This window comes from Tenacibaculum aquaeponti, assembly GCF_052084715.1.
GTDB lineage: Bacteria > Bacteroidota > Bacteroidia > Flavobacteriales > Flavobacteriaceae > Polaribacter.
The window spans coordinates 3,242,907-3,261,585 of record NZ_CP197288.1 but is presented as its reverse complement, the minus strand read 5'-3'; the positions used below and the strand labels follow the sequence as shown (position 1 = coordinate 3,261,585).

The following is an 18,679-nucleotide window of genomic DNA, read 5'->3' as shown; positions in this document are numbered from 1 at the left end:
TTCTAAACATAGTATAACAAAAAACTTTCAATCAACATACTTAAACCTTAGATCATCAATATTTTCAAAATAAACTTCATTTGATTTCTTCTTATTAAAAACAACAGAACTACTATCAAAATTACAAGTTATTGATTAGTTAATCACACAAACTAGTTCTTTACATTTATCAATATTTATTTTTATCGCTTAATTCTTTTTTATGGACTTATCAAATGTTAAACTAATTGTTACAGATTTAGACGGAACACTTTTAAACTCTAATCATGAAGTAAGTGATTTATTTTTTGAGTTATTTAATAAAATTAAAAAACATAATATCTTATTTACTGCTGCGAGTGGAAGGCCTTTATATAGTATGAAAGATAAGTTAGCTAAAATTGAAAACGACATTATTATAGTGGCTGAAAACGGAGGTTTAGCTGTAAAGAAAGACAAAACTTTGTTATCCACTGCTATGGAAACTTCTAATTTATTCATGATTGATAAATTATTAAAAACACTACCTGAAGCACATCCTGTTTTTTGCACTAAAGACCAAGCATTCACCACTAGTAGCAATCCTGAATTATTAAAACTTCTTGCTGAATTTTACAAAAATTACGATGCAATTAATTCTGTTAACGATATAAACGAACCTGTTTATAAAGTAGCTATTTACCACGAAGTTAGCAGCGAACAGTTTTTGTATCCACATCTGAAACATTTAGAAGGAAACCTCAAGGTTAAAGTATCTGCAAATCATTGGGTTGATATTTCTGAAATGAAAGCAAACAAAGGTCATGCTGTAGCATTAATTCAAAAAGAATATAATATTTCCTACGAAGAAACTTTAGTTTTCGGTGATTACAACAACGACCTTGAAATGTTGAAAAGAGCTCATTTTAGTTATGCCATGGAAAATGCGCATCCTCAAGTAAAAAAAACAGCTAATTTTTCTACAAAAAGTAATGATAATTTTGGTGTAGAATCTATTTTAAGAAAACTACTCTATTCTAAAGAAAAGTAAGTTTACAATTTATAATGATTCATAATTAGTTTTTCGTAAACCCTATCAGGTAAAACTCTTTTTAAAAAAACAGAAAAGCGTTCCATAAAAGCGCCTACTTTATAATGAAGTTTTGGTTTATTAGTCAATATAATTTTATGTATTGCTTTAGCCATAACTAAAGGATTTAAACCTTTATCTACATATTCATCAGTTACTTTTAAGTTTTCCTGATAAATTTCTTTATACGGTGAATTTTCTAAAACAGGTGTATAGTATCTTCCAGAGGCTATATTTGTTGCAAAACTCCCTGGAGCAACACTAACAATATTTATTCCAAATTTTTTCACCTCCATACTTACAGATTCAGTTAATAATTCTAACGCTCCTTTACTTGATGAATAGACACTTCTAAAAGGCAAACCTGAATATCCAGCTATAGAAGTAATATTTATAATCAAACCTTTATTTTGCTTTCTCATATGAGGCAAAACTGCTTTCATAACACGAATAGGACCTAAAAAATTTGTATCAAAACCGTTTTCAACTTCTTCTATAGAAATATCTTCCATAGCTCCCATAATACCTTTTCCTGCATTATTAATTAAAACATCTACTCGCCCTTCTTTATCTACAACCTCTTGCACAGCTGAAAAAACAGTTTCAGATTTTAAGACATCTAATGCTACCAAAGGAAATTTTGAATCTTTAATACGATCTGGGTTTCTGGAAGTCCCATAAACTATGCATCCTTTTTCATTAAGATATTCTCCAATAGCTCTTCCTATGCCTGAAGACGCCCCTGTGATAAAAACCACTTTTTTCATATTCGGAAATTGAATGTTTTAAAACTAACATTCCTCTAAAAAAACAAAACATTCTTATTTACAAATATTTAACTCTTTTTCAGAAGAAAAAGTATTTTTGATTGATTTTACTGATCAAAAGTCCGCAATCATTGTATTTTTTCCAAATTTTTCCTGTAAAGATTTTGAGGTCTTTTAAAAATTAGGTACTTTCGGTGTTGAAACACGTAATTTAATTATTCCCTATAAAGTAAATTTTATAATTATGAAAAAATTGTTGCTTATACTATTCGCAATCTCACTTGTAATTTCTTGTGAGAAAAAAGAAAAGCCTAAAGATTTCTTAGTGCTTTCTGGCGAAGTTGATAATTTTAGAAAACGTACAATTGAACTTACCGGTCATAATTTTGAAAAGAAAATTCGTTTTGATAGAAAAACGAAAACATTTCTTGACACTTTAACAAATATTACTCCTGGACACTATATTTTAAAAATTGGTAAAAGACCAGTTCAAGTATATTTAAGTTCTATTGATGATTTAAAGTTAATTGTTGACGCAAAAAAGAGAACAAAAGATCCTGTTTTTCAAGGACCTACTGCAAACATCAACAATTACATTACTGAAAAAGCTAAAAAACTTGGTGTAGTACTTGGTAACGCTAACAAACTTTTCTCTATGAATGAAGAAGAGTTTTTAAGTAAAATGGATGAATACAAATCTACTTTAGAAGATTTAGCAAATAGTTCTCAACTTCCAGCTGATTATTTAGAAAAGGAAATGAGAAATATTAACTATGAATTCGCTCTAGCAATTAAGAACTACCAGGGTTTCCATAGGATTTTATATGGAGATGAAGAATTCAAAGTATCTAGTCAGTTTCCAATTGATATTCCAAGAGATATTGATTTAAACAACAGTGAAGATTATGTTAACTCTAAACCTTATAGAGATTTAATCAAAGCTAGATTAGATGATGTTACAAATAAGAAAAATAGAACCGATGGTGATTTCGACTTATCGTATTTAGAATCTGTTCATACAGAAATCAACGATACATTAATAAAAAATGATTTATTACATAAAGCCGCAGAAAAGCAAATCACCACAACTATAAACTTACAAGAATACTATAGAAAATATAATAGTTATTCTACTAATCAAAAAAATAAGGCCGAAATAGGAGAACTTTACAACAAGTTAAAATTAACTGCAAAAGGTCAACCTTCTCCTAAGTTTAATAAATTAGAAAACTATAATGGAGGCACTACATCTTTAGATGATTTAATAGGTAAAGGCAAATATGTATATATTGATGTATGGGCTACTTGGTGTGGTTTCTGTAAAAAAGAAATTCCATTACTTAAAAGATTTGAACAGCAATTTCACGGCAAAAACATTGAATTTGTTAGCTTAAGTGTCGACAGACCAGCTAACAAAGAAAAATGGAAACAAACTATTAAGGATAGAGAAATGAGTGGAGTTCAGCTTTTTGCTGGTAAAACACAAGAAGAATTACAATTCACTAAAGATTACTTAATTAAAGGGCTACCAAGATTTATTTTAATTGACCCTGATGGTAAAATTGTAACCGCTAACGCACCAAGACCAAGTCGAAGTGAAGAACTTAATGAATTATTTGAAAGTTTAGGTATCTAAAACATATTTAAAACTAAAAAAAAGAGTTATGTTCATCATAACTCTTTTTTTTGTCTCACCTCCAAACCAACTTATTAAAATCAAAATAGCATGAAAATCAAACATTACCTATTAGGTATAGTTATCACATTTATAAGCTGTAAAGAACAGAAAACAAAAGATTATTTAATATTATCTGGTAAAGTAGAAAACTTCAAAAAAAGAAAAATCAAACTTTCTGGTTATAACTATAATAAAAGCATTCGTTTTCACAAAAAATCCAATAGTTTCTCTGACACCTTGAGAAATATAAAACCTGGTCATTACAAACTTCAAATAAATCAGAGAATCGTCAATATGTATCTATCTAGTTTTGATGATCTAGACTTGGTTATAGACGCTAAAATGCGATTAAAAGACCCTATATTTAATGGCAAAAATGAAAGCATAAACAACTACTTAACTAAGAAAATAAAAAAGCACAGCTTTATTCTTGGGAGTGCAGAAAAATTATTCTCTTTAGATGAGAATGAATTTCTAAGTAAGATGGATAAATATAAATCTGCTTTGGATGATTTAGCCTTAAGCTCTAAATTACCTAAAGAATATTTCATTAAAGAAAAAAGAAATATTCACTACGAATTTGTTCGCAACATTAAAAATTACCAACCTTATCATAGAATGCTTTATGGTAATAACAAATTTGTTGTTTCAGAATATTTTCCTTCTGAATTGGTAGAAGAAATAGACATCAATAAAAATGAGGATTATATAAATTCTTTATCATATCGTTTACTTGTAAAAGAACTTTTAGAAAAAAAAGCAAATGAGAGAAAATCTAAAAAAAGAGATTTCAATTTAGCTTTCCTAGAAACTATACATGTTGAAGTTTTTGATACTTTAGTAAAAAATGACTTGCTACATAATGCTGCAAAAGAAATTATCTATAGAGTTGATAATTTAAATGAGTATTATAAAAAGTATATGCTTTACTCTACTAACGAAGAAAACAAAAAGGAAATTACCAAAATATACAACAAGCTAAAACTTACTGCTAAAGGAGAGATTTCACCTAAGTTTGAAAATTTAGTTAACTATAACGGAGGAACAACTTCTCTGGATGATTTAATTGGTAACGGAAAATATAAATACATTGATATTTGGGCCACTTGGTGTGGTATCTGTAAAAGAGAAATTCCACTTTTAAAAAGATTAGAGCAAAAATACCATGGTAAAAACATTGAATTTATCAGTATTAGTGTTGACAAAAAAGAAGACAAAAAGAAATGGGAATCTATTATAAAAGATAGAGAACTTGGAGGAATGCAACTATTTGCTGGTGAAACTAAAGAAGACTTTAAGTTTACAAGTGATTATTTGATTAAAGGATTACCTCGATTTATCTTAATTGATCCAGATGGAAAAATAGTAACAGCTAACGCTCCTAGACCAAGTGAAGGGAATAAATTAGAAGACTTACTCAATAAGTTAAGCGTTAAATAATAAATTAAAAAAGGTATAAACTAAGTTTATACCTTTTTTAATTTATTTCTTTTTACTTCTAATAATTATCTCCATCTAATAAATCTCCAATTCCTCCTAAAATACTTCCTTCTCCCTTACTCTTTCCTCCACCAGGAATAGAAGAAAGAACCCTTCCTGCTAATCTACTAAAAGGTAAAGATTGAATATAAACTGTACCCGGACCTCTTAATGTTGCAAAGAACAAACCTTCTCCTCCAAAAATTGTGTTTTTAATTCCACCTACAAATTCTATATCATAATCTACATTCTGTGTAAAACCAACAATACAACCTGTATCTACTTTTAAAACTTCCCCAGGTTGCAATTCTTTTTTTGCCATAGTCCCACCTGCATGTATAAAACCTAAACCATCACCTTCCATCTTTTGCATAATAAAACCTTCTCCACCAAACAGACCTCTTCCTAATTTTTTCGAAAATTCTATACCAATAGAAACTCCTTTAGCTGCACATAAAAACGAATCTTTCTGACAGATAAACTTACCTCCAAACTGAGTTAAGTCAATAGGAATGATTTTTCCTGGATAAGGCGAAGCAAATGATACTTGTTTTTTTCCATGACCTTCATTAGTAAAAACAGTCATAAACAAACTTTCTCCTGTTAATATTCTTTTACCTGCAGAGAAAATTTTTCCCAACAAACCTTTTTCTTGATTTGATCCATCTCCAAAAATAGTGTTCATTTTAATTCCTGAATCCATCATCATAAAACTTCCGCTTTCTGCCACTACTCCTTCTTCTGGATCAAGTTCTATTTCTACAAATTGCATTTCCTCACCAAAAATGCGATAATCTATTTCGTGAGCATTTTTTAAAAACATAAATTCTATTTTTATTTGATTAGACTAAAAATATTTCTATTTGTTACGATTTTACTTTAATACTCCATTCAAAATCAAATTTAGATACAGAAACCCCATTTTCATTAAATCCTTCTGAAGTTAAAATTATAGTTTGCCCTTCTTTAGTTTCAATAGCTTCTTGTATTTTCTTCTGAATTAATTCTCCTTGGTTGCACTCGAATATAATTCTACCAGTCGCTTTTTTAGTAAAAGTTGCATTCATATTAGTTACCAACATAGAAATACGCTCACCAGAATCTTTAATACTTTTTACCATTAAAATACCTGTTGAAAATTCAGCTGCCATTCCTTGTACTGCCCAAAACATAGATTTAAATGGGTTTTGATTAATCCATTTATGTTTTACTGTGATAACTGCATTTTTATCAGATATTGTTTTTACTCGTATACCTGTAATAAAAGCAGAAGGTAATTTATATAATAAGTAAAGATTAATTTTTCTAGGTGTAAACTTCATAAAAATGTATTTAATCGCAATTTAAGTCTTTTTATTTCTTAATTATTATCATAAAACCACTTAAAAAATGTTAAAATACGTTAAATTACAGTACTATGTATTGCATAATACCTTTTTTTAGACATATATTTGCAATGTAAAGTATTATATAAATCATTTTATTATGAAAAATCAGAACGAAAACACTAATGCTTTTTTGATACACATTTCATCTTTCGCAGGATATTTATTTCCTTTAGGAAGTATTATTACTCCTCTTATTTTGTGGCAAGCACAAAAAGATAGAAGTCAGTTTTTAGATGAACATGGTAAAGAAGCTGTAAATTTTAATATTAGTTTTGGTCTATATATTTTTATTCTAAGTGCTTCTTTTTTCACGTTTTTCATAAGAAACATTTTTAGAATATTAGATAGATTCGATCATATAGATTTTGGTAATCAAATTAGCTTTAATGGTGATTTTTTCAGTTTCTTTGGAATTTTCTCTATCGTAGGAATTGTGTCACTTATTAAAATTGCTTTGGTAATTATAGCTTCAATGAAAGCAAATAATGGAGAACATTACAAGTATCCATTTATTATAAAATTTATAAAATAACATCCCTTATTAATGAAGATAGAAAATACAAAAGCACAGATGCGAAAGGGAGTTTTGGAGTATTGTATACTTTCCATTTTACAAAAAGGAGACGCATACACTTCAGAAATCTTAGAAACATTAAAAAGTGCAGAAATGATAGTAGTAGAAGGTACAATTTATCCGCTACTAACAAGGCTTAAGAACGCTGGACTTTTATCGTACAGATGGGAAGAATCTACATCTGGACCTCCAAGAAAATATTATGTATTAACCGAAAATGGTAATATGTTCTTAAAGGAACTCGATAAAACGTGGAATAATTTAGTAAATGCAGTAAATCAAGTAACAAGTACAAAATCAACATCAGATGAATAAGACTATCAATATAAACTTAGGTGGATTCTTCTTCCATATAGATGAAAATGCCTACCAAAAATTAAAACGCTATTTGGATGCCATATCCAAATCGTTAAGCGATGATCCTCAAGGAAAAAATGAAATTATAGCAGATATTGAAGCTAGAATAAGCGAATTATTATCAGAAAGAATTACTGATGCAAGACAAGTAGTTAATGAAGGTGATATTGATGAAATCATCGCTATAATGGGGCAACCTGAAGATTACACGGAAGCAGAAGAGTCTTATAACGAAAACTACACATACACTAGAAAAAGAAACACTAATAAGAAATTATTTAGAGACGGTGATAGTAAATTTTTAGGCGGTGTAGCCTCTGGTATCGCACATTATGTAAATGTTGATATCATTTGGATTCGTTTAGCATTTATTCTTGCAGCAGTAACAACTGGAGTTGGAGTTTTAGCTTACATTTTATTATGGGTTTTATTACCTGAAGCTAAAACAACAAGTGAGAAATTACAGATGGAAGGCGAGCCTGTGAATATCGATAGCATTGAAAAAAAAATTCGTAACGAGTTTGAATTCCTCTCTACGAAGCTAAAAGATGGTGCCAATGAGCTCACAGACAAGATTTCTAGTGCTGATTATGAGAAATTACGCACTAACACCAAATCTGGTCTGCAGGATTTTCTAGATACTGTAGGAAAAATTCTATCCTCACTTTTTAAAATTTTTGGAAAGTTCATTGGTGCTTTACTTGTATTTGTTTCTAGTATAACTCTAGTTTCGTTATTATTTGCTCTATTTTCTGTAAGTAGTTTGGAAATATTAGGGTTTGAAGGTGATTTTGTAGATGCTCCTCCGTTCTTTTATGATTCAGTTTTTCCTAAATGGTTATTAACGGTCTTCGGTTTAATCGTTGTAGCTGTTCCATTTTTCGCACTATTAATTTTAGGGTTAAGAATTCTTTCTCCTAACATTAAAAGAATTAACACAACTACTTCATTAAGCTTATTCGGTATTTGGTTAGCCGCATTACTTATTGTTGGATTTTCGGGAATAGAATATGCAACTTCAAGAGCAAGAACAGGAATTAAAGCTAGTAAAAAGAACATTCAATATAACGCTACTTCTCCTTTAAAAATAGGAGTTCAAAATGATAATGATATTTACTACTTACATAATTTAGAAAGAAGAAGAAATTCTAAAGAAGTTTATGTTGATGATAAAAAAATGAAATACTCTAACAACATTAAAATTGATGTTGAAAAGAGTGAAACAAATGAAGCTTACATTGAAATTAAAAAAGAATCTGAAGGAAGAAAAAAGAGATTAGCCATAAAGAATGCAGAAAACATTATTTATAAGTTTGATTTAGAGAATAACAAAATTGTTTTTGACGCTTATTTCTTATCTGACTATAAAAATATTTGGAAGAGAGAAGAAGTATACTTAACGCTTTTTATTCCTGAAGGCACTACTCTTTTCTTTGAAAAATCTTCAAAAAAATTTTTATACGACATAGAAAACACTCAAGATATATATGATAGAGATATGGGAAATCATTATTTTAAAATGACTACTAATGGTTTAGAGTGTACAGATTGTGAATCTACAAACCAGGAAGATGCTCCTTCTCGTTTTAAAGATGACAACGACGAAAATAATGACGACAATAACGATGATGAATTAACTTTTTTATTCGATAGCACAATTAACGATACAAAAGCAGAGTTCATCATTAGTAAACAAACTACGGAAAAACAATTAAATCGTTTAATCAACTGGTTTAAAGACAAAAAGAATATTGATATAGACATTTACGATCCTCTATTTGACTCAGAAGATAAAATTAAGAGAATCACCTTAAAAATAGATTGTAACGATGGACATAGAGGTGAATTAAAAATTACAAATGGAACTTTATCAAACATTCCTAAAGGTTTCCTTAGAAATTATGATGAAAATGAAGGAATTTTAGCATTTAAAATCTGGTAATTAAAAAGCTAACTCAAAAAACAACTAACTATGAAAGAACTTTTCGACTTTTTCTTTAAAGGAGACCTATTTTGGAAAATAGTTTTATTAATTTGGTCTCTGTTATCAGCTTTGTTTGTAAATGGACAAGTTGATCAGAACTCGGAACTATTTAAAACTTTAAAAAGTAAAGACAGTATAATTTTCGAACGTACATTTAACAAATGTGAGTTACAAAAGTTAGATGATATTATCGACCAAGATTTTGAATTTTATCATGATTTAGGTGGTATTGAAAATCGAGAAGATTTTTTCAAGTCTGTTCAAAAAAATATTTGTGCAAACAAAAACGAAAAGCCAATAAGAAAATTAGTTGATAATAGTTTAAAGGTGTATCCTTTAACAAAAAATGGAAAAATATATGGTGCCATTCAAAAAGGCAAACATACATTTCATATAAGAAAGAATAACAAACTCACGCCTACAGGATCTGCATTATTCACACATGTATGGATTCTAAATAACAACATATGGAAGCTGAAACGAGTTTTAAGCTATAATCATCTTCCTGTACAAAATTAGTTTATCGGTTAGCTAACTTCTAAACTAATACTTGGTTTACTTTGCCAAAGCTCTTTAGAGCTTTGGCTTTTTTGTTTCTTTTCTTAATTTTACTACATGAAGAAAATTTTCACATTCTTTTTTTACTGGACAACTTTAATTCTTTTTGCTCAAAAACTACCTAAAGGATTTTCATACATAAAGGATATTGCTCCTAGCATCCAACAAGAGTTACGCTATTGTTACACAAATAACTTTGTAGGAACATCAATAAACGGATATGAAGAACCTGTTTTAATCACCTCTACAAAAGCCGCACTTGCATTAAAAAAAGCCCAAGATCAACTTATAAAAAAAGGACTTAGTTTAAAAATTTTTGATGCTTACAGACCACAACGTGCAGTAAATCATTTTGGCAGATGGGCAAGAATTCCAAAAGATACATTAACCAAACAACAATTCTATCCAAAATTAAACAAACGTAATCTTTTTAAATTAGGTTATATTTCAAGTAGATCTGGTCATTCCAGAGGAAGTTCTATAGATTTAACTATTATTAATTTAAAAACTAATAAAGAACTAGATATGGGCGGACCTTATGATTTTTTCGGAAAAGTTTCTCATGTTTTTTATAAAAACATTACTAAAAAACAGAAAGAAAACAGGATGTTACTACGTAATATTATGTTAGCTAATGGATTTAAACCTTACTCATATGAATGGTGGCATTTTACTTTGCGTAATGAACCTTTCCCTAAAACTTATTTTGACTTCCCTATTAAGTAAGAATTAACATTTCTTATCGACTATATTCAGCAAATCGGCACTATCTTTGCAATAACTTGTTTATTATGCGATTACTATTAAACATTTTTATTTTTTCTTTATTGACTAATTCATTTCATGCTTTAGCTCAAGTTGACGGAAGTACTAGCGGTACAAAAAAAGGCACATCTATTGGAATTGTTGCAGCTCCTGCAAAAAAAATAACCAAACCAAAATCTTTAGGTTTCGGTAATAATGATGGATTTAAAAAAGCTAATGACGAATTACAAAAAAAGAAAAAAAGAGAAAAAGCTGAAGAAGATCTAAAAAACAAAGGGATTTTAACCAAAGCTAAAATAGCTGAAGAAAGATATTTAAAAAACTTCCAAAGAATAAATGGTCAATTTAGTTATCCTGTAATCGATCAAGATTTAGGAAGTATTACTACCAATTCAAAAACAATTAATATTATCTGTAGAGACCATCAATACCCTGATGGAGACAGAGTTAGTATTTATATTAACGATATTCCAGTTATAACAAATTTAACTTTAAAACAAAGCTTTCAATCTTTCAAAATTCCTTTAGAAGAAGGCGTTAATAAAATTAAAATAGTAGCTCTTAATCAAGGGTCTTCTGGACCAAACACAGCTGCTTTTAAAGTTTTAAATGATGCAGGAATGGTACTTTCTTCTAATGAATGGAATCTAGCAACAGGTGCAAAAGGCACCCTTGTTGTAGCTAAAAGTAAATAATTCTTCGATAACGTTTGAGATAAATCCTACTTATTGCGTTTTTTATTCTACAAAAAACAGTTATTTTTGTTCTTGCATTTATATTAAGCAACTAGAAACAAACAACATTCAGAATGAAAAAAATAACTAAAGAAACCTATCTTGATTGGTATAAAGACATGCTATTTTGGAGAAAATTTGAAGATAAATTAGCAGCTGTATACATCCAACAAAAAGTAAGAGGTTTTTTACACTTATACAATGGGCAAGAAGCAGTTTTAGCTGGAGCTTTACATGCGATGGATTTAACTAAAGACAAAATGATTACCGCTTATCGTAATCATGTTCAACCTATTGGAATGGGTGTAGATCCAAAAAGAGTAATGGCTGAGTTATATGGAAAAGCTACAGGAACATCTCAAGGTTTAGGTGGTTCTATGCATATTTTTTCTAAAGAATTTAGGTTTTACGGAGGTCATGGAATTGTAGGTGGACAAATTCCTTTAGGTGCTGGAATTGCATTTGGAGATAAATACCACAATAGTGACGCGGTTACTTTATGTTATTTTGGTGATGGAGCTGCTCGTCAAGGTTCGTTACACGAGACTTTCAATATGGCAATGAACTGGAAATTGCCAGTAATCTTTATTTGTGAAAATAACGGTTATGCAATGGGAACTTCTGTTGAAAGAACAGCAAATCATGAAGATATTTGGAAATTAGGTTTAGGTTACGAAATGCCTTGTGGACCAGTTGATGGAATGAATCCTGTTAAAGTTGCTGAGGCAGTTGATGAAGCTATCCAAAGAGCAAGAAAAGGCGAAGGTCCTACTTTCTTAGAAATGAAAACATATAGATATAGAGGTCACTCTATGTCAGATGCTCAACACTATCGTACAAAAGAAGAAGTTGAAGAGTATCGCAAAATTGATCCTATTACACAAGTATTAGACATCATTAAAGAAAAGAAGTATGCTACCGATGAAGAAATCGATGCTATAAATAAAGAAGTAAAAGAAATGGTGAAAGAATGTGAAAAATTCGCTGAAGAATCTCCATTCCCAGAACTTAATATTTTACACGATGTAGTTTACGAACAAGAAGACTACCCTTTCATTAAATAATAATAACCAACAAAACTAAGTACAAATGGCAACAATCGTAAATATGCCTCGCTTAAGCGACACAATGGAAGAAGGAGTAGTAGCTTCTTGGTTAAAAAAAGTTGGTGATAAAATCGAAGAAGGAGATATTCTTGCTGAAATTGAAACTGATAAAGCTACAATGGAATTTGAGTCTTTCCATGAAGGAACTTTATTACATATTGGAGTTCAAGAAGGAGACAGCGCTCCTGTAGACACTTTATTAGCAATTATCGGAGAAGAAGGTGAAGACATTTCTACTTTATTAAACGGAAACTCAACTCCTAAAGTTGAGGAAGCTAAAGAAGCTCCCAAAAAAGAAGAAACTGCTAGTACCAACAATAATTCAACTGCAATTCCTGAAGGAGTTCAGGTTGTTACTATGCCTCGATTAAGTGATACTATGGTAGAAGGTACTGTAGCATCTTGGTTAAAAAGTGTAGGTGATAAAGTTGAAGAAGGTGATATTTTAGCTGAAATCGAGACTGATAAAGCTACAATGGAATTTGAGTCTTTCTATGAAGGTACTTTATTATATATTGGTATAGAAGAAGGCAACAGTGCTCCTGTAGATAGTCTTTTAGCTATTATCGGAAATGAAGGTACTGATGTATCTACTGTCATTGAAGCTCATAAAAATGGAGGAGTTGTTACAACTACTCCCAGTACAGAAGACAAAAAAGAGGAAAGTAAGCCTGTTTCAGAAACTACTTCAAATGCTCCAAAAGCTGTAGAAAATACAAACACGAGTACTGGAGGTAGAATTTTTGCTTCTCCTTTAGCGAAAAAAATAGCTAAGGATAAAGGCATCAATTTAGCAGATGTAAAAGGTTCTGGTGAAAATGGTAGAATTGTAAAGAAAGATGTAGAAAACTACACTCCTTCTGCAGCACCTCAACCAGTCGTTACTAGTTCTACTCCATCAGCAGCGCCTCAAGTCACGAGTTTTGCTATCGCTGGTGAAGAAAAGACAGAAGATGTTAAGAACTCTCAAATGCGTAAAGCTATTGCTAGAAGTTTAGGTAATTCTAAATTCTCTGCTCCTCACTTCTACTTAAATATTGAAGTAGATATGGATAACGCAATCGCTTCTCGTAAAACTATAAATGCTATTCCAGATGTAAAAGTATCATTCAATGATATGGTAGTTAAAGCATGTGCAATGGCATTAAGAAAACACCCTCAAGTAAATACTTCTTGGGAAGAAAATGTAACGAAATACCATAGTCATATTCATGTTGGTGTTGCAGTTGCTGTAGATGAAGGTTTAGTTGTACCTGTAGTGAAACACACAGATGCTTTAACATTAACTCAAATTGGAGCAAGCGTTAAAGATTTAGCAGGAAAGGCTAGAAGTAAAAAAATTAAGCCAAACGAAATGCAAGGTAGTACGTTTACAGTATCTAACTTAGGTATGTTCGGAATTGAGAGCTTTACTTCAATCATTAATCAACCAAACTCAGCGATTTTATCTGTTGGAGCTATTGTTCAAAAACCAGTAGTTAAAGACGGACAAATTGTTGTGGGTAACACAATGATGTTAACTTTAGCTTGTGATCACAGAACTGTTGATGGTGCTGTTGGAGCTCAATTCTTACAGACATTAAAAACGTTTATTGAAAACCCTGTTACCATGTTAGTGTAACTTGTTTTTAAACATAAATAAAAAAACTCGAAGAAAATTCTTCGAGTTTTTTTGTTTCTAATATTAATTAAAAATCAAATCGATAATTCATTTTGAATGCAACTCCCCAATTCGTTCGATTAAAATTATCATCAAAGTTATCGGTAACAACCAAATAAACATAACTTAATGGTTTGTATTCCCATTGTAATCTACTATTCACATTAAAGTTATTTCGTTGATTATTATACTGAACATAAGTCGTCCAATTCAAACGATTATTGAAAAAAATCTGACCAGTGAATCGATTTAAATGAAATACTTCTTTTCCTAAGTCATGTAAATCAATAGAATTCACATCATGTGATAATTCTAAATTAGCAAAAGGAAGCAATTGATAATTTAGATATACTCCTCCTGAAATTTTATCTCCTCCATAAAATTTTCCTTTTTGAATATTTACTCGATAACGAAATTGTTGATTATTTGCTGAGTTGTATCCAACTTTCACATTCCAGTTTTGATAATTATCAGGTGAGATTGCATTACCATTTCCAAGAATATCAAAACCATATTTCAAATCAATATCATCATAATTCAACACATAATATACTGCTGAAAAATCTTTAAAAAATACAGCTGAATTCAAAAAATGACTCATTTGATTTAAACTTCCATCTATATCAAAATAAGTATCGTTGACATAATTTACATATCGAATAGAATTTAAATTTTTAGATTTATCATAAAACTTAGTGTATTGCAAACTACTTGAAGCTTGATAATAACCTTCTCTAACTAGCAAATCATTTATCGCATCGTAAGTAAACAATCTTGGTGTAAAACCTACATCAGTTAGATAATTATCTTGAACATTTTTTATAGAAAAACCACCTTGTAATCCTCTGTCGTTATAATCTATACCAAGATTAAAAAATTTATTTTCTCCTGAAATATCATTATTAAAACTCATCGCCATATTCGCTAATCCAATCCATTTTTTATTATCAGATTTAAAATTTAAATTAACTCCTGTTACGCGATTGTAATCATCAACAAAATTAAACGCATCTGTCTCTTGCCTATTTATTAAAAAAGCTGTCGCAGATAATTGTTTTAATACTTGTTGCTCTCCAACCAATACTGTATAATTTTGAGCATTAATATTCTCATTCTTATCTGTTTGAACATTCATTACTCCTACTCTAGTTTTTTGAGCTATGTTTCCAGATAATTTTAATCCGAATTGAATTTCATTCTCAGCTCCTATTTTTCTAGAATAAAACGGATTCACATCTGAAGTTCCTAGATTTGAAAATAAATCTGCGTTCTCTAAAAAGAAGTTTCTTCGTTCTGGAAAAAAAACTGAAAAACGAGATAGATTAGTCACTTGTTGATCTACATCTATCTGAGAAAAATCTGGATTGATTGTAGCGTCTAACTTTAAGGAAGAAGACAGATTATATTGTACATCTAAACTCGGCCTAAACATAGTTTCTTCATCACTATCAACATTCTGATAATTCAAAGTTATAGAAGGAGAAACTGCAAATCGAGAACGAATCGTTTCGGGTACTTTTTCCAAAGTAAATGCTCTCGTAAAACGTAAATCAAATGTTGGATAATTTCTACTTAAATCAGTAAGTATCGTCCATGAATTGTTTTTTATATCTCTTACATAAAATTGCACTCCAAATGTTGTATTCTCTTTATCAAAATTTAGAGCTTTGAAAGGAATAGCAATTTCATAAACTTTATCATTTCCAATAACCGATGTTTTAGTTCTCCAAACTGCATTCCAACTAAAATTTAAACCATAACCAGTTTCATTTCTCTCAACCAAAGCATCGACTTGGGTTCCATAAGTATTAACAGCAAATAAATTTCCGTTTTGTTGTTGATGTTGTGTATCTAAAACCATTACAAAAGCATCACTTATACCTATAGAAACATCTCTTTTTAAAGAACTTACTTGTTGTTTAGAAGTGGTATCGTGATATACAGCTCCTATATATAGAAATTCGCCATCATGATATATTTTAACTTCTGTTTGATTTTTAGCTAAACCTTCATCAGTCGGTAAAAGGTTATGAAAATTTGTATGCGTTGGAATAGTTTTCCAAACCTCTTCATTCAACTTTCCATCTATCTCAATAGCAACAGCTTTAAATGGGATTGACGAATTTTGAGCATAACCAACTAGACAGACAAGAAAAAGAACAGCAACTTTAATTATTTTCATGCTACTTACTGTCGTTTACTTTTGTAGCCGTTTTACTAATAATTTGCCAGTTCTCGTTAACTTTTTTCAACAAGAATAAATCTATGTAAACCCACTTCCTATCTGGGCCAGCAATTTCAACCTTTGCAATAGCAATATCTTTTATAATATCAATTGATAATACTTTCCCTACACGACCGTTAAATTCTCCTTTCTTACGATTCTTGAAAAAACCAGCATATTCTTCAGGAGTAAATCTTTTGAATCCGTCTCTTGTTGTTAAGTATAATGTTGCATTTTCAGCAAAAGCACTTTTTAAAATATCTAATTCGTTATACGAGCTTCCTTTGATATAATTTTGAAGTGTTTTTTCTAGATTACCAAACTCTGATTGACCTGATAAAACTTGTGATAAAATAAATGCACATACTAATAAAGTTCGTTTCATAATTTTGAATTTAAATTTGATTCAAAACTCTTGAAAGACTTTTTTAATAAAATGATTTTTTATAATTCAGGTGTCCAGAATTATAAAATTAGACTATAAAAACTGTTTTTGAAATTGCAATGGTGTTAGTCCAACTACTTTTTTAAAGGTTGCGTAAAAATTTGATTTAGAAGAAAATCCGGCTTCAAACCCTATCGCCTCAAGTGTCAATTCTGTTCGTTCTTGCAGTAACTTTTTAGCTTCTTCAATTCTATACTCATTCATATAAGCCGCAAAACTTTTCCCTAAGTTATCATTTAATAATTGCGATAGTTTATGCGGTGTAATATTGATTCCTTTTGCTACATCTGAGATTTTCACATTAGTATCTTTATACAAAGCTTGAGTAATAATTAACTCATTTAACTCTTCTAACAAACCTTTAGCTTCTGTCTCTATAATTTTCTTTGACGCATATTTCTCTGGAATATTTTTAAAAATTTCTTCTCTATTTTTCTTTGATAAAAAGAAAATCAGCAATACATAAAAAACAATCGAAAATGTAATTGTACCAATTAAATACAGATAAAACATACCTATTAAGTAAGCTACAAAAATCAACAAATTAGCTACATAAACCCAGATTAACCAAAGTTCGGAAGTGGTACAATCTTCAGATTTTTTAAATAGCTTTTTAAATGTATCTTTTAGAATAAAACCTGTAGCTAACACATAAATCCCCCAGACAGCATAAATGAAATATACAATATACATACTCCATAGTTTCTGAGCGTTTTCGTAAGGATAATTGAAGCCTAAAATAATAATTACTGAAGTTAAAAAAACGAAGTTTAATTTCCACTTTAAGGGAAACTCTTTTCTATTTTCCAACGATGATTTTGTATAGTAAAAAAGGCTAACTCCTATTAAAAAACATGCAGATAACCCTATCTGTAATAAGGTAATATTTCGTTCTTCCTTTGGTGTGAAAATCACATATAACGATTTACCAATTCTAATACTAAGAAACAGTACTAACAACCCAAATAACAAATTCTGTGTTCTTTTTTCTTTATTAAAAAAAAGAAAGTAAAAAGCCACAAGAAAACCATTAAATACTCCTAAGCCACAAATAAAAAACAGTATTGGGTTATTAAACATAATCTTTAAACAAAATTTTTGACTAAAATAAAAAATGATTCTAATTATTTCTATTTACTATAAAGGCTTTATTTTTTTATAGTTTTTGTAAACGAATTATAATTCAATCGACAAATAGTTCAATATAAAATATGAAATAATGAAACAATTGTCCATTTTACTCCTATCTATCTTCTTATTACAAAGCTGCGTACAAGACGATATTATTAACGATCGAGTTGATGCATCTTTTAGCATTACAAATCCAATTACTGAAATTACGCTAAACGATACTTTTCAATTAACAACAAAATATACAGATAATGTTGGTAAAACTGTCACAACAAACATTACTTGGTCAAGCTCAAATGAAATGATCGCAACAGTTTCTAACTCCGGATTAGTTACAGCTGTAGCTCAAGGACAAGCAACTATTATGGCCTCTATTGTTTCTGAAGAAGGTGAAACAATTACCGATGAAATAGTAGTTACTGTAACTATGGATCAAGTGGACAATAATACTAATCAAGAAAAAACAGGAACTATAAGAACTACTAGTAGTTATGTATTAGAAGGAACTTTTACACTACATGAAATACCTGATACAAATAATTTAGAACTTGTTATAAATGATAATTATAGAGCTTCATCTAGCTTACCAGGATTATATATTTACCTAACAAATAATCCGAACACTGTAAATAACGCAAAAGAAATTCATGCAGTTAGAGTATTCAATGGTGCACATACTTACATTATAGAAAATACTGGTATAAACGATTTTTCTCATATTCTATATTGGTGTAAACCTTTTAGTGTAAAAGTAGGAGAAGCTAAAATTCAATAATCATTT

The 18,679-nt window shown here is 29.8% G+C and carries 18 protein-coding genes; 12 read left to right on the top strand and 6 right to left on the bottom strand.

The features are described from left to right. Positions 1–202 precede the first annotated feature (202 nt). Positions 203–1,009 (top strand): HAD family hydrolase, encoded by an 807-nt coding sequence (locus ACSIGC_RS14865; protein ID WP_442265566.1) that lies wholly within the window; start codon positions 203–205, stop codon positions 1,007–1,009. A gap of 2 nt (positions 1,010–1,011) precedes the next feature. Here the strand turns inward: ACSIGC_RS14865 and ACSIGC_RS14860 are convergent, their stop codons facing one another. Further along, complete coding sequence (locus tag ACSIGC_RS14860) at positions 1,012–1,815, bottom strand: SDR family oxidoreductase (RefSeq protein WP_442265565.1); 804 nt, start codon at positions 1,813–1,815, stop codon at positions 1,012–1,014. Positions 1,816–2,059: 244 nt separating this feature from the next. Here ACSIGC_RS14860 and ACSIGC_RS14855 point away from each other — a divergent pair, with 244 nt between their 5' ends. Beyond that, on the top strand, positions 2,060–3,451 hold the full coding sequence (locus tag ACSIGC_RS14855) for a TlpA family protein disulfide reductase (RefSeq protein ID WP_442265564.1): 1,392 nt from the start codon (positions 2,060–2,062) through the stop codon (positions 3,449–3,451). A 90-nt stretch (positions 3,452–3,541) separates the two neighbouring features. Continuing rightward, positions 3,542–4,933, top strand: coding sequence for a TlpA family protein disulfide reductase (locus ACSIGC_RS14850; protein ID WP_442265563.1), 1,392 nt, complete (start codon positions 3,542–3,544; stop codon positions 4,931–4,933). A 58-nt stretch (positions 4,934–4,991) separates the two neighbouring features. On the opposite strand, the gene ACSIGC_RS14845 is transcribed toward ACSIGC_RS14850, so the two are convergent. Both ACSIGC_RS14845 and ACSIGC_RS14840 read right to left on the bottom strand, forming a co-directional pair. Beyond that, positions 4,992–5,795: a TIGR00266 family protein gene (locus tag ACSIGC_RS14845; RefSeq protein ID WP_299675455.1), complete on the bottom strand. Its 804-nt coding sequence runs from the start codon at positions 5,793–5,795 to the stop codon at positions 4,992–4,994. Between the two features lie 43 nt (positions 5,796–5,838). After that, positions 5,839–6,294: a DUF4442 domain-containing protein gene (locus tag ACSIGC_RS14840; RefSeq protein WP_442265562.1), complete on the bottom strand. Its 456-nt coding sequence runs from the start codon at positions 6,292–6,294 to the stop codon at positions 5,839–5,841. A 163-nt stretch (positions 6,295–6,457) separates the two neighbouring features. Between ACSIGC_RS14840 and ACSIGC_RS14835 the strand changes: the two genes are divergently transcribed. From ACSIGC_RS14835 to ACSIGC_RS14800, 8 genes are all read left to right on the top strand, one after another. Beyond that, the gene (locus ACSIGC_RS14835) at positions 6,458–6,892 is read left to right on the top strand and encodes a DUF4870 domain-containing protein (RefSeq protein ID WP_442265561.1); all 435 of its coding nucleotides are present in this window, start codon (positions 6,458–6,460) and stop codon (positions 6,890–6,892) included. A gap of 12 nt (positions 6,893–6,904) precedes the next feature. After that, positions 6,905–7,249 (top strand): PadR family transcriptional regulator, encoded by a 345-nt coding sequence (locus ACSIGC_RS14830; protein WP_095073895.1) that lies wholly within the window; start codon positions 6,905–6,907, stop codon positions 7,247–7,249. Next, a complete protein-coding gene (locus tag ACSIGC_RS14825; protein WP_442265560.1) occupies positions 7,242–9,233 on the top strand; it encodes a PspC domain-containing protein in 1,992 nt (663 codons plus the stop codon). The genes ACSIGC_RS14830 and ACSIGC_RS14825 overlap by 8 nt, the downstream gene beginning before the upstream one ends. A gap of 30 nt (positions 9,234–9,263) precedes the next feature. After that, a complete protein-coding gene (locus tag ACSIGC_RS14820; protein ID WP_442265559.1) occupies positions 9,264–9,794 on the top strand; it encodes a nuclear transport factor 2 family protein in 531 nt (176 codons plus the stop codon). Positions 9,795–9,890: 96 nt separating this feature from the next. Further along, complete coding sequence (locus ACSIGC_RS14815; RefSeq protein ID WP_442265558.1) at positions 9,891–10,559, top strand: M15 family metallopeptidase; 669 nt, start codon at positions 9,891–9,893, stop codon at positions 10,557–10,559. 65 nt (positions 10,560–10,624) lie between these two features. Next, entirely contained in the window at positions 10,625–11,293 is a 669-nt protein-coding gene (locus tag ACSIGC_RS14810) for a hypothetical protein (protein WP_442265557.1), read from the top strand. 113 nt (positions 11,294–11,406) lie between these two features. Beyond that, entirely contained in the window at positions 11,407–12,396 is a 990-nt protein-coding gene (gene pdhA, locus ACSIGC_RS14805; RefSeq protein WP_442265556.1) for a pyruvate dehydrogenase (acetyl-transferring) E1 component subunit alpha, read from the top strand. 25 nt (positions 12,397–12,421) lie between these two features. Then, positions 12,422–14,059 carry a pyruvate dehydrogenase complex dihydrolipoamide acetyltransferase gene (locus ACSIGC_RS14800; RefSeq protein ID WP_442265555.1) on the top strand — a complete coding sequence of 546 codons (1,638 nt, stop codon included), beginning with the start codon at positions 12,422–12,424 and terminating at the stop codon, positions 14,057–14,059. 67 nt (positions 14,060–14,126) lie between these two features. On the opposite strand, the gene ACSIGC_RS14795 is transcribed toward ACSIGC_RS14800, so the two are convergent. The 3 genes from ACSIGC_RS14795 to ACSIGC_RS14785 all read right to left on the bottom strand — a co-directional run bounded on the left by ACSIGC_RS14795 (position 14,127) and on the right by ACSIGC_RS14785 (position 17,847). Beyond that, positions 14,127–16,280 carry a DUF5916 domain-containing protein gene (locus ACSIGC_RS14795; protein ID WP_442265554.1) on the bottom strand — a complete coding sequence of 718 codons (2,154 nt, stop codon included), beginning with the start codon at positions 16,278–16,280 and terminating at the stop codon, positions 14,127–14,129. Position 16,281: 1 nt separating this feature from the next. After that, the gene (locus ACSIGC_RS14790) at positions 16,282–16,707 is read right to left on the bottom strand and encodes a nuclear transport factor 2 family protein (protein ID WP_442265553.1); all 426 of its coding nucleotides are present in this window, start codon (positions 16,705–16,707) and stop codon (positions 16,282–16,284) included. Positions 16,708–16,800: 93 nt separating this feature from the next. Continuing rightward, entirely contained in the window at positions 16,801–17,847 is a 1,047-nt protein-coding gene (locus tag ACSIGC_RS14785; protein ID WP_442265552.1) for a helix-turn-helix domain-containing protein, read from the bottom strand. A gap of 139 nt (positions 17,848–17,986) precedes the next feature. On the opposite strand from ACSIGC_RS14785, the gene ACSIGC_RS14780 reads away from it, so the two are divergent. Continuing rightward, positions 17,987–18,673, top strand: coding sequence for an Ig-like domain-containing protein (locus tag ACSIGC_RS14780; protein ID WP_442265551.1), 687 nt, complete (start codon positions 17,987–17,989; stop codon positions 18,671–18,673). The last annotated feature ends 6 nt before the right edge of the window (positions 18,674–18,679 follow it).

What these genes read in the sequence shown, in the direction of transcription:
- ACSIGC_RS14815 (WP_442265558.1), top strand. Translation starts at nt 9,891, where the DNA reads ATGAAGAAAATTTTCACATTCTTTTTTTACTGGACAACTTTAATTCTT.
- pdhA (WP_442265556.1), top strand. Translation starts at nt 11,407, where the DNA reads ATGAAAAAAATAACTAAAGAAACCTATCTTGATTGGTATAAAGACATG.
- ACSIGC_RS14860 (WP_442265565.1), bottom strand. Translation starts at nt 1,815, where the DNA reads ATGAAAAAAGTGGTTTTTATCACAGGGGCGTCTTCAGGCATAGGAAGA.
- ACSIGC_RS14820 (WP_442265559.1), top strand. Translation starts at nt 9,264, where the DNA reads ATGAAAGAACTTTTCGACTTTTTCTTTAAAGGAGACCTATTTTGGAAA.
- ACSIGC_RS14795 (WP_442265554.1), bottom strand. Translation starts at nt 16,280, where the DNA reads ATGAAAATAATTAAAGTTGCTGTTCTTTTTCTTGTCTGTCTAGTTGGT.
- ACSIGC_RS14780 (WP_442265551.1), top strand. Translation starts at nt 17,987, where the DNA reads ATGAAACAATTGTCCATTTTACTCCTATCTATCTTCTTATTACAAAGC.
- ACSIGC_RS14865 (WP_442265566.1), top strand. Translation starts at nt 203, where the DNA reads ATGGACTTATCAAATGTTAAACTAATTGTTACAGATTTAGACGGAACA.
- ACSIGC_RS14810 (WP_442265557.1), top strand. Translation starts at nt 10,625, where the DNA reads ATGCGATTACTATTAAACATTTTTATTTTTTCTTTATTGACTAATTCA.
- ACSIGC_RS14785 (WP_442265552.1), bottom strand. Translation starts at nt 17,847, where the DNA reads ATGTTTAATAACCCAATACTGTTTTTTATTTGTGGCTTAGGAGTATTT.
- ACSIGC_RS14835 (WP_442265561.1), top strand. Translation starts at nt 6,458, where the DNA reads ATGAAAAATCAGAACGAAAACACTAATGCTTTTTTGATACACATTTCA.
- ACSIGC_RS14850 (WP_442265563.1), top strand. Translation starts at nt 3,542, where the DNA reads ATGAAAATCAAACATTACCTATTAGGTATAGTTATCACATTTATAAGC.
- ACSIGC_RS14800 (WP_442265555.1), top strand. Translation starts at nt 12,422, where the DNA reads ATGGCAACAATCGTAAATATGCCTCGCTTAAGCGACACAATGGAAGAA.
- ACSIGC_RS14840 (WP_442265562.1), bottom strand. Translation starts at nt 6,294, where the DNA reads ATGAAGTTTACACCTAGAAAAATTAATCTTTACTTATTATATAAATTA.
- ACSIGC_RS14790 (WP_442265553.1), bottom strand. Translation starts at nt 16,707, where the DNA reads ATGAAACGAACTTTATTAGTATGTGCATTTATTTTATCACAAGTTTTA.
- ACSIGC_RS14855 (WP_442265564.1), top strand. Translation starts at nt 2,060, where the DNA reads ATGAAAAAATTGTTGCTTATACTATTCGCAATCTCACTTGTAATTTCT.
- ACSIGC_RS14825 (WP_442265560.1), top strand. Translation starts at nt 7,242, where the DNA reads ATGAATAAGACTATCAATATAAACTTAGGTGGATTCTTCTTCCATATA.
- ACSIGC_RS14830 (WP_095073895.1), top strand. Translation starts at nt 6,905, where the DNA reads ATGAAGATAGAAAATACAAAAGCACAGATGCGAAAGGGAGTTTTGGAG.
- ACSIGC_RS14845 (WP_299675455.1), bottom strand. Translation starts at nt 5,795, where the DNA reads ATGTTTTTAAAAAATGCTCACGAAATAGATTATCGCATTTTTGGTGAG.